At 60.0% G+C, this 13,322-nt stretch carries 12 protein-coding genes; 3 read left to right on the top strand and 9 right to left on the bottom strand.

Annotated elements, in window-relative coordinates:
* The first annotated feature begins 152 nt into the window (after positions 1-152).
* The gene (locus KSP9073_RS03665; RefSeq protein ID WP_108841564.1) at positions 153-488 is read left to right on the top strand and encodes a hypothetical protein; all 336 of its coding nucleotides are present in this window, start codon (positions 153-155) and stop codon (positions 486-488) included.
* A 64-nt stretch (positions 489-552) separates the two neighbouring features.
* On the opposite strand, the gene yihA is transcribed toward KSP9073_RS03665, so the two are convergent.
* Entirely contained in the window at positions 553-1,209 is a 657-nt protein-coding gene (gene yihA / locus KSP9073_RS03660) for a ribosome biogenesis GTP-binding protein YihA/YsxC (RefSeq protein WP_108841563.1), read from the bottom strand.
* 253 nt (positions 1,210-1,462) lie between these two features.
* Between yihA and KSP9073_RS03655 the strand changes: the two genes are divergently transcribed.
* A complete protein-coding gene (locus tag KSP9073_RS03655; RefSeq protein ID WP_108842026.1) occupies positions 1,463-2,095 on the top strand; it encodes a thiol:disulfide interchange protein DsbA/DsbL in 633 nt (210 codons plus the stop codon).
* A gap of 77 nt (positions 2,096-2,172) precedes the next feature.
* A complete protein-coding gene (locus KSP9073_RS03650) occupies positions 2,173-2,997 on the top strand; it encodes an endonuclease/exonuclease/phosphatase family protein (protein WP_108841562.1) in 825 nt (274 codons plus the stop codon).
* Between the two features lie 102 nt (positions 2,998-3,099).
* Here the strand turns inward: KSP9073_RS03650 and nuoN are convergent, their stop codons facing one another.
* The 8 genes from nuoN to nuoG all read right to left on the bottom strand — a co-directional run bounded on the left by nuoN (position 3,100) and on the right by nuoG (position 13,247).
* Positions 3,100-4,548 (bottom strand): NADH-quinone oxidoreductase subunit NuoN, encoded by a 1,449-nt coding sequence (gene nuoN / locus KSP9073_RS03645; RefSeq protein ID WP_108841561.1) that lies wholly within the window; start codon positions 4,546-4,548, stop codon positions 3,100-3,102.
* Positions 4,549-4,554: 6 nt separating this feature from the next.
* On the bottom strand, positions 4,555-6,078 hold the full coding sequence (gene nuoM, locus KSP9073_RS03640) for an NADH-quinone oxidoreductase subunit M (RefSeq protein ID WP_108841560.1): 1,524 nt from the start codon (positions 6,076-6,078) through the stop codon (positions 4,555-4,557).
* 121 nt (positions 6,079-6,199) lie between these two features.
* Complete coding sequence (nuoL, locus tag KSP9073_RS03635) at positions 6,200-8,053, bottom strand: NADH-quinone oxidoreductase subunit L (RefSeq protein WP_108841559.1); 1,854 nt, start codon at positions 8,051-8,053, stop codon at positions 6,200-6,202.
* Entirely contained in the window at positions 8,050-8,358 is a 309-nt protein-coding gene (nuoK, locus tag KSP9073_RS03630) for an NADH-quinone oxidoreductase subunit NuoK (RefSeq protein WP_108841558.1), read from the bottom strand. The genes nuoL and nuoK overlap by 4 nt, the downstream gene beginning before the upstream one ends.
* Entirely contained in the window at positions 8,355-8,921 is a 567-nt protein-coding gene (nuoJ, locus tag KSP9073_RS03625; RefSeq protein WP_108841557.1) for an NADH-quinone oxidoreductase subunit J, read from the bottom strand. The genes nuoK and nuoJ overlap by 4 nt, the downstream gene beginning before the upstream one ends.
* A 27-nt stretch (positions 8,922-8,948) precedes the next feature.
* Entirely contained in the window at positions 8,949-9,497 is a 549-nt protein-coding gene (nuoI, locus tag KSP9073_RS03620) for an NADH-quinone oxidoreductase subunit NuoI (protein WP_086621482.1), read from the bottom strand.
* Positions 9,498-9,531: 34 nt separating this feature from the next.
* Positions 9,532-10,509, bottom strand: coding sequence for an NADH-quinone oxidoreductase subunit NuoH (nuoH, locus tag KSP9073_RS03615; protein ID WP_108841556.1), 978 nt, complete (start codon positions 10,507-10,509; stop codon positions 9,532-9,534).
* Positions 10,506-13,247, bottom strand: a complete 2,742-nt coding sequence (gene nuoG / locus KSP9073_RS03610) for an NADH-quinone oxidoreductase subunit NuoG (protein WP_108841555.1) — start codon at positions 13,245-13,247, stop codon at positions 10,506-10,508. The genes nuoH and nuoG overlap by 4 nt, the downstream gene beginning before the upstream one ends.
* Positions 13,248-13,322: the final 75 nt, after the last annotated feature.

The raw sequence follows: 13,322 nt of genomic DNA, 5'->3' as shown, positions 1-13,322 counted from the left end.
TTTAAAACACTCGCCTATTATTAGGACATGAAATAATAAGCACACTTTTTTCAGCGCTTCACGGGGCATCATGGTATGCCCTACTTGATAATAATGACTGCCTGACGTGGGTGTTCATCCTTTTTCATCGACCCTGATAGGCTCTTCGGATCATGCGTCCTCTCGATATACTCAGCATTACGCTGGTGCTTTGTGCCATGGCACTGGTGATTGCCCTGCCCATGTCAGACAACGAGGCAACGTTGTCGAGCGAGGCAAGCCTGACGCAGGGCACCACCCTGCACTATCCGGGCCAGCAGAGAGAGGCCGCGGCCCTGTTGCAGTTCGATGGCCAGCAGGGTCAGTCACAGCCGATGCTGTTTGACCCGGACCGCGCGACACGCGGTGCGCAGAACATGCCGACTACCGGCACACTGTTCGGCCCGCAAACGCCTGCCCCTTCCATGAGCATGCGCTACCCGTCCGGCCGCCAGATCTACAGCTTCTAACCCGAGCCAGAATGTCTCGCGCCAGAAAACCTCATGCCAGAAAATCTCATCGAACCGACGATCTTCAGAGCCTGGGGGGCTCTGCCGGATGTTGATCTTCCGGCAGAGTATCCGGCGTCAGCCACTGGCAGAGTCGCTCGTTGAGCGCCTCGACGCCCTGACGATCATGCGAGGAAAAGAGCTGCACGCTGACCAGATCCTCCCACTCCTTGAGTTGATGGCGCACCTTTGACAGCACCCCCATGGCCGCGCCGCGCTTGAGCTTGTCGGCCTTGGTCAACAGGATGTGCAGGGGCATGTCATTTTCGTCTGCCCAGCCCAGCATCATCTGATCAAACTCGGTCAACGGATGGCGGACATCCATGACCAGCACCGTACCCCGCAGCGAGCGACGCTCGCGCAGATACTGTGCCAGATGCTTTTGCCATTCACGACGCACGGCTTCGGGCACCTTGGCAAAACCATAGCCGGGCAGGTCCACCAGCCGGTACTGTGGCTCACCCACGGTAAAGAAATTGATCAACTGGGTACGCCCGGGCGTTCTTGAGGTCCGGGCCAGCGCCTTTTGCCGGGTCAGTGTATTGATGGCACTGGATTTGCCGGCATTGGAGCGCCCGGCAAAGGCGACTTCAAGCCCGGTATCTGCCGGACAGTCAGCCAGTTTGGGGGCACTGGTCAAAAACGTGGCCGACGGAAAATGATGACGCATGACATCCGACATGGGGTATTTCCAAAGACGAGACAATGAGCAACGATGAGACAATGGCGCGAGTGTAACACCCCCGGTTGACGACTCGCTCGTCAGTCGTGTTCGCGTCTGCCAGGATGGCAGGGAACCCTTCGTGCGTCGGGTGTTCAAAGTAACGATGTATAACAGGCTGATAACAACAGCGTTCAGGCATCATTGACACCATATTTGCTGTTCAGGGAGTAACATTGTGAAGCCAAAACATTTTCCAGGCGCCCGCTGGCTGATGGCCGCTGTCGCCATTTGTGGCCTATCCAGCATGGCCATGGCAGCCGAACCGGTCGCGGGACAGGATTACGAAGTTCTCGACAAACCGGTCTCAAGTGAGGTGCCGGACGGCAAGATCGGCGTCACCGAGGTGTTCTGGTACGGCTGCCCGCACTGCTACGCACTGGAAGAGCCGCTGGAGTCCTGGGTCGACACCCTGCCCGACGATGTGGTTTTCGAGCGCCTGCCGGCGACCATGGGCAAGGTCTGGCTGCGCCATGCCACCGCCTACTACGCCGCGCGGGAACTTGGCATCTTCAACACGCAGTTTCATCGGGATTTCTTTGACGCCATCCAGAAGGATGGGCATCGCATGACCGAGGATGACGAGATCGCCGAGTTCTTTACCCACTATGGTGTCAGCAAGGACGAGGCTCTGAAGGCCCTCAACTCCTTTGGCGTCAAGAGCCAGCTCAACCAGGCCAATGCCCGCATGAAGGCCTACAAGCTGATGGGCGTGCCGGCACTGGTCGTCAACGGCCAGTATGTCATCACGCCGCGCTCGGCCAACGGTCTGGACAACATGCCGAAAATCGCTGAAGCCCTGATCGAGAAGACCCGTCAGGAAAAAGAGGCACAGGGCACCAATTGATTCATGATTGATGCATCATGCCGGCGGCCCGATACCACGCGTATCGGGCCTTCCTGCCTTGCCAACCGGGATATTGAATGCAGGACGACAGTCAAAGCGAACGCATCACGTCTCTGAAGCTGCTCACCTTCAACATGCAGGTCGGCATTCACACACATGCCTACCATCACTATGTGACACGAAGCTGGCAGCATTTCCTGCCCCATCGCGGCCGCGCCAGCCGCCTCGATGTGATGTGTGACACCTTTCGGCAGTTCGACCTCGTCGGGCTGCAGGAAGTGGATGGCGGCAGCTTTCGCTCAAGCAATATCAATCACGTTGAATATCTGGCCGCGCAGGCCGGCTTTCCCTACGCCTCGCAGCAGCTCAACCGGGATTTCGGCCGCTTTGCCAAACACAGCAACGGCCTGCTCAGCCGTCTGGCGATCAGCCACACCCACAACCATCGCCTGCCCGGCCCCAAGGGGCGCGGCGCCATGCACACCCGTTTCGGGGAAGGCCCCGAAGCCCTGCATCTTTTTGTGCTGCACCTGGCGCTGGGCACGCGCACCCAGAATCTTCAGCTGGACTACATCAGCGAGCTGGTGGCCCCGCTCAAGAACGTGATCATCATGGGCGATCTGAACTGCACCCATGACAAACTGAAATCACACTCGCGCTTTGCCCGCGTGCTGTCCCTTGAGCAGGGCCACGGTATCCCCAGCCATCCGGCCTGGCAGCCTACCCGCGCGCTGGACCACATCGTGGTGTCGCCATCGCTTAAAATGAACCACCTGCGTGCCCTGCCACCGCTCTATTCCGATCACCTGCCGCTGGCCGTGGAGGTCACCCTGCCGCTGGCGTGTGCGCGCAGCATTTCCATTGCAGGGCTTGGGGGCACGACGCCGCAGAGCGTGCGCTGACGATCGCAGACCCTCTTTTCAGACACAGCCAGGCACAGCACAACAAAGCGCCCCATCCTCTCGGATGGGGCGCTTTCGCATGGCCACCAAAACCCTGAACGCCTAGCCCAGCGTAGCGCCACTGACCAGCATGATCATCGGCTGCGGATAAACCCCCAGGATCAGTACCGCCAGCGCCAGCAGGATCACCATGATACCGCCGGCGCGCTGCCCCCAGTCGCTCGAAGCATCGTACTCCTCCTCCTCGGTGGGATGGAGATAGAGCATGACCATGACGCGCAGATAGTAATAGAGGCTGATGGCGCTGCCGAGAATCACACCGGCCACCAGCCACCAGAGCTGTGCTTCAACACCGGTGGCCAGCACGTAGAACTTGCCGATGAAACCCGCCGTCATCGGAATGCCGGCCAGCGACAGCATCATCACCGTCATGACAGCCGCCAGATAGGGGCGTCGCCAGAACAGGCCACGGTAGAACTTCAATGAGGCGACATCGCTGCCCTGCCAGGGGCTCGATACCAGCGCAATCACCCCGAAGGTCGCCAGCGTCGTGGCCACATAGGTGATCAGATAAATGCCGGTGGTCAACAGCGCCATGTCGTCACTGGCCACCACCACGGTCAACAGATAGCCCATGTGGCCGATGGAGGAATAGCCCATCAGACGCTTGATGTTGTCCTGACGCAGCGCCATGAGATTGCCGACCACCATCGACAAAAACGCGATGAACGCCACCGTCGTGTGCAGACTGGCCATGTCAGTGACCGGCGCGCTCATGAATAGACGCATCAAAAGCGCAAAGACGGCAATCTTGCTGACCGTGGCCAGAAAGGCGGTCACCGGGGCCGGGGCGCCTTCATAGACATCGGCCGTCCAGAGATGAAACGGCACCAGCGACAGCTTGAAGGCCATCGCGATCACCATCATGCCAATGCCCATCAACAGCCAGCTGGCATGGCCGCCGCCCTCGGTCAGACGCGCGCCCAGATCGGCGAAGGCCAGCGAACCGGACTCGGCATATAACAGCGCCATGCCAAAGAGCAGAAAGGCCGAGGCCGCTGCAGACAGCACCATGTACTTGATGCCTGACTCCAGCGACAGCCGAGTGCGAAAGGCATAGGCCGCCATGCCGTAGAGCGGCACACTCAAAAGCTCGAGTCCGAAAAACAGCGACAGCAGATGGTCGCTGGCCACCATGGTCAGACCGCCCAGTACAGAGCAGCCCAACAGCATGTAGAACTCTTCCTTCTGATCGTTGAAACCCTCTAGATAGGCATGCGCCAGCGTCGTGGAGGCCAGTCCCGCAATCAGGATCAGTGCCATGTAGAGCACGGCATAGTTGTCGATCAGGAGCAGCGGCGACACGCGAATCGGCGTGACCGTCAGCACCGCCAGCAGCGAGAACAGCGCCGCGTTGAGACCGATCGTGGTCAGGGTAGCGGTCGCCACATGATGGCGACGCCAGGCGATGCCCAGCATCACCACGATGACCGTGGCGCAGACGATCAGAAGCGGTAACAGGGCGATCAGATGTGACAGGGTCAGATTCATGTCGGCTCAGCCCGCAAACGAAGGTGAAACAGCAAACCAGTGACGCACTTCATGCATCGCGCCCTGCGAAATATCGAGCACCACCTGAGGGTACAGGCCAAGCGCAATGGTCAGCACCAGCGTGCTCAACAGCATGGCGTACTCGCGGCCATCCAGACGGGCAATGGTGCTTTTCTCCCGCGGCGGCCCCCAGTAGACTCGATGCATCAGAATCAGCGAGTAGACCGCGGACAGCACAAGGCCACCACTGGCGATCACCACGACCCAGGGCACCACATCAAAGGCCCCGAACAGGATCAGAAACTCGCCGATAAAGTTACCGGTGCCCGGCATGCCAAGAGACGCCATGACAAAGACAAGGGCAAATCCCGGCAGCGCCCCCAGACGTCCGAACAACCCGCCCATCTGCCGCATGTCACGCGTATGCAGACGCTCATAGAGCTGACCGCTGATCATGAAAAGCCCTGCCGCCGAGAAGGCGTGCGCCACCATCTGCAAAATGACGCCCTGCAACGCCAGCAGCGTGCCGGAGTAGATACCGATCAGAACAAAGCCCATGTGGGAAATACTGGAACAGGCAATCAGCCGCTTGATGTCGGTCTGGGAAAACGCCAGCACGCCGCCATAGAAAATACCGACCAGCCCCAGCGTCATCGCGATGGGCGCAAAGGCCTGTGACGTTTCAGGGAACAGCGGCAGCGCAAAGCGCAATAGGCCATAGGCCGCCGTCTTGAGCAGAATACCGGCCAGATCCACACTGCCCGCCGTCGGCGCCTGAGCATGCGCATCAGGCAACCAGCCATGCAGCGGGACTACCGGCAGTTTGACGGCAAAGGCAATAAAGAAACCGAGCATTAATACCCACGACATGACGCCGGTGATGGGGGTCTCGCGCAGGATGCCGTAGTCAAAGGAGAACACGCCGGTCTGGGTATAGTGCATGAACACCAGACCCAGAATGGAGACCAGCATCAAAAGGCCGGATGCCTGGGTATAGATAAAGAACTTGATGGCGGCCGACACCGGCGACCTGCCTTCCGACTCATGTCCCCAAAGGGCGATCAGGAAGTACATCGGCACCAGCATCATTTCCCAGAAGAAAAAGAACAGGAAAAGATCGATGGCCAGAAAGACCCCGACCACGCCGCCGATGACCCACATCAGGTTGAGGTGGAAAAAGCCGACCCGCCGATTGATCTCCTTCCAGGAACAGACCACGGCCATGATCCCCAGAATGCCGGTCAGGGTGATCATGATCAGCGACAGGCCATCGAGTGCCAGATGGAAGGTAATGCCGAAGGCATCGATCCAGGGCAGCCGGAACTCGCTTTGCCATTCGGGCGTATTGCCGACCACCTGTGACAGGCTGTAATCGCCGCTCACCCACATGACCAGCGCCATCACCAGCAGCGCCACCATGGAAAGCAGCGCAATCCAGCGCGGCATGGCCGTGTTGGGTCTGATCAGCTCGAACTGCCAGCACAGCAGCCCCCCGATAAAGGGTATGAGTAATAGCCAGGGCAACATCATGGCGTGATCGCATCCTTGATCGTTATTGTGGGCACAAGCGGCTGGTCAGACCGGTGATCTGTCACAGATCGCATCAGGTCGACTGTCCTGCATTGAAACGGCTCGGTCATGTCACCTCCCTTCATAGCAGTAGCAGAAGCACCAGCACGGCGATCACGCCGCCGGTCATGACCGCGGCATACCAGCGAAGCCGACCGTTCTGGGTATCGGACAGGATCCCGTTGAACATCATGGCCAGCCCCGGCCAGAGGTTCATCAGGCTATTGACCCAGTCACGTCGATGCAGACGCGCGATGAACAGAAACGGCCTGACCACCACCTTGTCGTAGAACCAGTCAAAGGCAAAGGCGCTGTTGAAAAAGCGCCACAGACGATCGCCCTCTTTCGTTTTTGTCAGCGAGCTCACCAGACGGCGACGGCCAAGGAAAAGCCCGGCAGCGATGCCAACGCCCACGACGGCGACAATCGCGGCCAGCACTTCGAGCATCAGCTGCACGTTATGACCGTACTGCCCATCCGGGCCTGCCGGCAGCACATTTTCCAGCGGCGGATGAATCATCGCCCCGACAAAGGTGGACAGCACCGCCAGCACGATCAGCGGCACATGGTGCGCCAGCCCACGACCGGCATGCGGATGGATCTGCTCGCGTCCGTGGAACACGATAAAGATCATGCGGAAGGTATAGACCGAGGTCAGGAAGGCCCCAAACAGCGCCCCGAGCCACAGCCAGGTATGGCCATGATCAAAGGCCAGCCACAGGATCTCGTCCTTGGAGTAGAAGCCGGCCGAAATCAGCGGCAGGGCCGACAGCGCCGCACCGCCGATCAAAAAGCAGGCGTAGGGCAGCTTGAGCGTCTTGCGCAGGCCACCCATTTTGAAGATGTTCTGCTCGTGGTGGCACGCGATGATGACGGAGCCCGAGGTGAGAAAGAGCAGCGCCTTGAAAAAGGCATGTGTCATCAGATGGAAGATCGCCACATCCCAGGCCTGCACGCCAAGCGCCAGAAACATGTAGCCGATCTGACTCATGGTGGAATAGGCCAGTACGCGCTTGATATCGGTTTGTGCCAGCGCCGCAAACCCGGCAATCAACAGCGTTACCATGCCGATCAGACCGACAAGCTCAAGCGTCATGGGCGCCAGTTCGAAGATGACATGAGTACGGGCGATCAGATACACCCCCGCGGTCACCATGGTGGCCGCGTGAATCAACGCCGATACCGGCGTGGGGCCGGCCATCGCATCGGCAAGCCATGTCTGCAGCGGCAGCTGCGCCGACTTGCCGACGGCCCCGCCCAGCAGCATCAGCGCCGCCACTTCTGCCATCAGATCGCCTTTCCCCCACGCCTCGGGCGCCAGACGCAAAAGCTCCTGAATGTTGAGCGTGCCGAACTGGGCAAACAGCAAAAACATGCCGATGGCCAGAAACACGTCCCCGATACGGGTGACGATAAAAGCCTTGAAGGCACACCAGGCGTTATGCTCGCTCTCGAAGTAGTAGCCGATCAGCAGATAGCTGCAGAGCCCGACACCTTCCCAGCCCATGTAGAGCAAAAAGAGGTTATCGCCCAGCACCAGCAGCAGCATGCTGAACACAAAAAGGTTCATGTAGGCAAAAAAGCGCGCAAACCCCGGCCCGCCTTCGAGATCCTCGCGCATGTACCAGGCCGCGAACAAATGGATCAGGAAACCGACGCCGGTGATGATGCTGATCATGGTCAGAGACAGACCGTCCAGATACAGCGAAAAGCCCATCCGGAAGTCTTCCACGGCGACCCACTGCCAGAGCGTCTGGGTGACGCCTTCATCGGCGCCGCTGTAAAAGGCCACGTTGAGCCAGACCATGACCAGCGCCGACAGGCCGACCGAGCCCACACCGACCAGACCGGCCAGCCGGGTGGGCAAACGCGGATTGAAGGCCAGGACAATGGCGCCCAGCAGCGGAAACAAGGGTGTCAGGAAAAGTATATTCATCCTTTCATCTCGCTGGCGGCATCAATATCAAGCGTTTTGAACCGGCGCTGCAGCTGGATCAAAAAGCCCAGTCCGATGCTGGCCTCGGCCGCTGCCAGCGTAATGATTGCAATGAACATGACCTGCCCATCCGGCTGGCCCCAGTGCATGCCGGCGACAACAAAGGCAAGCCCTGCCGAGTTCATCATGATCTCAAGGCTCATCAGAATGAACAGCAGATTGCGCCGGACCAGAAGGCCCGCCAGTCCCAGTACAAACAGGATGGCGGCCAGCGCCATGCCATGCTCCAGTGGTATGCCACTCATGCCTGCCCCCCTTCATCGTTGCCTGCCGGTGCGCGCTGCACGGCTTCGTTCATGTCACGCTCAAGCTGCGGCTCGTCGTTGCGCCCGATGTGCGACGCCGCAATCAGCGCCGCCAGAAGCAGCATCGCGGCAAGTTCCACTGCCAGAAGATAAGGGCCAAACATCTGCGTGCCGACCTCTTTGGCGCTGAGCTCTTCGCCCGAGATCGTGCCGAGTCCGCCGCCATGCCAGAAGGAGAACACCAGCACCGCCAGAAGTATTGCCGCCATGATCGACGGGCCGATCCAGATGCGCGGCACCAGCCAGCTGCGCTCCTGATGGGCCGTCTGGCTACCCAGGTTGAGCATCATGACCACAAAGACGAACAGCACCATGATGGCCCCGGCATAGACGATCACCTCCAGCGCGGCGGCAAAGGGCGCCCCGAGGCTGTAAAACACCACTGCCACTGCCATCAGCGAGATGATTAGATACAGCAGCGCATGCACGGCGTTGGTGTGCGTGATGACGCGAAAGGTGGCAACGATGGCGACCAGTGCGGCCAGATAAAAAGCAATTTCCACGGCAAACTCCCCGATGCTGCCTGCGCCCTAGGGCAGAAGCGTTTTGACGTCGACCGGCTCGGCCTCGTTTTGCGCCGCGCCCTTGGGCTTGCCGGCCACCGACAGTCCCGCGACACGATAGAAATTGTAGTTGTGGTCCTTGCCCGGGCCCGAAATCAACAGGTCCCGCTTTTCAAAGACCAGCTCCTGACGATTGTATTCGCCGAGCTCGAAATCGGGCGTCAGCTGAATGGCGGAAGTCGGACAGGCCTCTTCGCACAGACCGCAGAAGATGCAGCGGGAAAAATTGATACGAAAGAATTCGGGGTACCAGCGTCCATCCTCCTTCTCTCCTTTCTGCAGTGAGATACAGCCGACCGGGCAGGCCACCGCACACAGGTTGCAGGCCACGCAGCGCTCTTCCCCGTCAGGGTCACGCGTCAGCACAATGCGCCCACGATAGCGCGGTGGCAGATAGGGTTGTTCTTCCGGATAGTTGAGCGTCTCGCGCTTGTGGAAGGCATGCTTGAATACCATCCAGCCGGTACGCAGCTGCGTCCCGGTACCGGTCACTACCTTGATGATCGAATGCAGCATGCTTTCTGCCTCGTTCGTTGTTCGGTGACAGGGATCAGGCCGTCAACAGGACGACCACCCCGGTCACCAGAAGATTGATAAGCGTCAGCGGCAGACAGAACTTCCAGCCGAACTGCATCACACGGTCATAGCGCGGACGGGGCAATGCAGCGCGGGTCAGGATGAAAAGCATGACGAAAAAGGACGTCTTGAGCAGGAACCAGACAATCGGTGGCAACAGCGGCCCATGCCAGCCCCCCAGAAACAGGGTGGTCAAAAGGGCCGACACCAGAACAATCCCCACATACTCGCCGATAAAGAACATGCCGAACTTCATGCTCGAATATTCGACGTGATAACCGTCGGCAATTTCCTGTTCCGCCTCGGGCTGGTCAAAGGGCGCACGGTGCGTGACGGCAACGCCTGCAATCAAAAAGGTCAGAAAACCGAAAAACTGCGGCACGATATACCAGAGCCCTTCCTGACCGTTGACGATATCGCGCATATTGAACGAGCCCGTCATGACCACGATGCCCATCAATGAGAGCCCCATGAAGACTTCATAGGACAGCGTCTGGGCAGAGGCGCGCATGGCACCAATCAACGCGTACTTGTTGGCACTGGCATAGCCGCCAAAGAGCACCGCATAAACGTTGATCCCCGCCATGGCAAAGAAGAACAAGATACCGATATTGAGATCCGCCACTCCCCATGTCGGGGTGATGGGGATGATCAGAAACGACAGCAAAAGCGAGGCAAAGGCGATCGCCGGCGCCAGTACAAACAGCTTTCGATCGGCAAAGGGCGGGATCCAGTCTTCCTTGAAAAAGATCTTGATCATGTCCGCAATCAGCTGCGCCGACCCGAAAATACCGACCCGGTTGGGACCGTAGCGATCCTGCCATAGCCCCAGCAGCCGGCGCTCGATGACGGTCAGGAAGGCACCGGACAGTACGGCAGCCAGCAGGATCACGATCGCTTTCAAAACGCCCGCCACGATGGCAAGCAGCACATCGGTACTCATCCAGTTCATGCGCTGACCTCCAGAGTGACGGTGGCACATTCACCGGCAAGCCCTCGGGGAATGCCGGGCAGATGCGGCAGACCGATCAGGCCCGAACGCATCTCGCGGCTGATGCGTACCGGCAGATGCAGCTGATGCCCGGAGGTCTGTAGATAAACCGTCTCACCCGGCATGACGCCCAGACGGTCGGCATCCTCCTGACCCAGCACCAGGAAGGTTTCACTCATGCGCTCCTGGATCGGCTCGGCGCGCGCCGACATCTCCTCGCCCCCGAAAAGCTGCGGCAGACTCACGACGTACCAGCAGTCGTCACGTGGCTCAAACTCCTGAGGAATGTCGGCAAACCAGTCGCTTGAGCGCGTGTCGCTGCGCTGCTGATCAAAAAGTCGAACGCCCGGATCACCGGCGCTCAGGTGGCCCCCAACCTCATCCTGGAACTTGTTCCAGGCCTGCGGCGAGTTCCAGCCCGGCGCCCAGGCAAAGGCCACCTGCGACCGGGGCTCGCTATAGCCACTGTAGCCTTCCATCGAGAAGGCAAAGGCAGAGTCGGCATCCTGCGGCGCACGCGGTTCGTGTACGCTCAGGTTGGCGCGCATGGCCGTGCGCCCGCTTGAGCGGTGCGGCGAGCGCGCCAGCTTCTGGCCGCGAATACGAAATGAGGCGCTGGGTGCGGCGTCACGAATGCCGGAAAGCTCCGGATGCACGCGCGTACAGTCGGCGGTGACCTCGTCAATCTGGGTCCAGTCAACGCCGCGGCCTTCCATGGTGGTGTGCAGCGCATGCAGCCAGCGCCAGCTTTCATGGGTAAGGTCGTTGGGCCGGTAGTAGCTCGGGTCGTAGACCTGGAAAAAGCGCTGGGCGCGCCCTTCATGGCTGACCAGCGTGCCGTCACCTTCGGCAAAGGTCGCCGCCGGCAGGGCCAGATGAGCCCGCTCAAGCGTGGGCGTACGCTGATGATCAAGCACAACCAGCGTCTCAAGCGAGGTCAATGCCTGATCGACCATGCTGCTGGCCAGTCGCTGATAAAGATCGTTTTCCAGAATGACGGCGGCATCGGCAGGCGAGTCACCGTCCTGCATGGCCTCAAGCGCCCATTCAAGCGAGTGACCGCCCAGCATGGTCAAACCGGTACTGTTGGCCTCACCGCTGATCAGCGATACGGACGGCGTTTTGCCGGTCGCGCTCAGCGCACGGGCCAGATTGGCCGCGGCCTTGAGAACGCCTGTACTGCCAAGGCTGGTGCCGGAAATGATCAGCGGCCGCTCGGCACCCTTGAGCGCCTCGGCCATGGTATCGACCAGCGCCCGCGTGGTGTCATTCAGCCCTTCCATGGCCGGTGCCGAAGCATCAAGTGCATGCGCCAGCGCCAGGCCCAGTTGGGCAATCTCTTCCGGGGCGCCGTGCCAAGTATCGCGAGCGATGTCGTCCAGCCGCGTCTCGGTCAGGGAGGCAATGAAAACCGGACGGGTACGCTCCTGACGCAGCGTATTCACTGCGTTGGCATTCCAGGCCGGAATGCCGTTGGCCTCGGCCATGTCCTCACCGCGGGCATTGGCGGCCTGGCGTACGGCCAGCGCCACGCGTGCTGCGCTCTGAATCAGATCCTCGCCCAGCACAATCACGGCGTCGTGCTCTTCGATTTCACGCATGGACGGAATGTGCCAGTGCCCTTCACGCTGAAGAATCTGGATCAGTTCAAGACACTCAAGCTCATGGCCGGCAATACCGGTCGAGAAGTTGTCAGCGCCCACCAGTTCACGCAGCAGATGGTTGCTTTCAAGACTGGCCCGCGGCGAGCCGATACCGATCACACGCTGGCTGCCCTTAAGACGCTCGGCGGTGCGGTCCAGCGCACTGTCGACGGTCAAAAGCTCGGGCTCGTGGTCGTCGACGCGCATGCTCGGCTGTTGCGGACGATCGGTGCGGTTGACGTAGCCGTAGCCGAAGCGGCCACGGTCACACAGGAAATAGTGGTTCACATCGCCGTTGTAGCGATTCTCGATCCGGCGCACCTCGCCGTAGCGCTCACCCGGGCTGGTATTACAGCCGCTGGAGCACTGATGGCAGATGCTGGGCGCAAACTGCATGTCCCACTTGCGTGTGTAGTGCTCGGAGTGGGTGCGGTCGGTGAAGACACCGGTCGGGCAGACTTCGGTCAGGTTGCCGGAAAACTCGTTTTCCAGCGTGCCGTCGACCGTGCGACCAAAATAGATGTTCTCGTGGGCTCCGAAGGCGCCGAGGTCCTCGCCGCCAGCGTAATCCTTGTAAAAACGCACGCAGCGATAGCAGGTAATGCAGCGGTTCATCTCGTGACCGATGAAGGGGCCGAGATACTGATTCTTGTGCGTGCGCTTTTTGAAGCGATAGCGGCGACGGTCGTGGCCGGTCATGACCGTCATGTCCTGCAGATGGCAGTGGCCGCCCTCTTCACAGACTGGACAATCGTGCGGGTGGTTGGTCATCAGCCATTCGACAACGCTGGCACGAAAGGCCTTTGCCTCCTCGTCATCGATCGAGATGTACGAGTCATCCTTGATCGGCGCCATGCAGGACATGACCAGCATGCCGCGTTCGTCGTCGGCGTCCTTGTACTGCTTGACCGCACACTGACGGCAGGCACCAACGCTGCCCAGCGCCGGGTGCCAGCAGAAATAGGGAATATCGAGGCCCAGCGACAGGCAGGCGTGCAGCAGATTGTCACTGCCGTCGACCTCGTAGTCCTTGCCGTCTACATGAATGGTTGCCATGAACCCTGCCTTTTGCCTGTCACGGCCCGGCGATCACCGGGCACCTTGATCGTTATCTCACTCGTATGCCGCATC

The organism is Kushneria phyllosphaerae (assembly GCF_900312995.1).
GTDB classification, from domain to species: domain Bacteria; phylum Pseudomonadota; class Gammaproteobacteria; order Pseudomonadales; family Halomonadaceae; genus Kushneria; species Kushneria phyllosphaerae.
The sequence above is the reverse complement of the archived record's forward strand: the minus strand, read 5'-3'. Positions and strand labels throughout refer to the sequence as shown.

What these genes read in the sequence shown, in the direction of transcription:
- KSP9073_RS03665 (WP_108841564.1), top strand. Translation starts at nt 153, where the DNA reads ATGCGTCCTCTCGATATACTCAGCATTACGCTGGTGCTTTGTGCCATG.
- yihA (WP_108841563.1), bottom strand. Translation starts at nt 1,209, where the DNA reads ATGTCGGATGTCATGCGTCATCATTTTCCGTCGGCCACGTTTTTGACC.
- KSP9073_RS03655 (WP_108842026.1), top strand. Translation starts at nt 1,463, where the DNA reads ATGGCCGCTGTCGCCATTTGTGGCCTATCCAGCATGGCCATGGCAGCC.
- KSP9073_RS03650 (WP_108841562.1), top strand. Translation starts at nt 2,173, where the DNA reads ATGCAGGACGACAGTCAAAGCGAACGCATCACGTCTCTGAAGCTGCTC.
- nuoN (WP_108841561.1), bottom strand. Translation starts at nt 4,548, where the DNA reads ATGAATCTGACCCTGTCACATCTGATCGCCCTGTTACCGCTTCTGATC.
- nuoM (WP_108841560.1), bottom strand. Translation starts at nt 6,078, where the DNA reads ATGATGTTGCCCTGGCTATTACTCATACCCTTTATCGGGGGGCTGCTG.
- nuoL (WP_108841559.1), bottom strand. Translation starts at nt 8,053, where the DNA reads ATGAATATACTTTTCCTGACACCCTTGTTTCCGCTGCTGGGCGCCATT.
- nuoK (WP_108841558.1), bottom strand. Translation starts at nt 8,358, where the DNA reads ATGAGTGGCATACCACTGGAGCATGGCATGGCGCTGGCCGCCATCCTG.
- nuoI (WP_086621482.1), bottom strand. Translation starts at nt 9,497, where the DNA reads ATGCTGCATTCGATCATCAAGGTAGTGACCGGTACCGGGACGCAGCTG.
- nuoH (WP_108841556.1), bottom strand. Translation starts at nt 10,509, where the DNA reads ATGAACTGGATGAGTACCGATGTGCTGCTTGCCATCGTGGCGGGCGTT.
- nuoG (WP_108841555.1), bottom strand. Translation starts at nt 13,247, where the DNA reads ATGGCAACCATTCATGTAGACGGCAAGGACTACGAGGTCGACGGCAGT.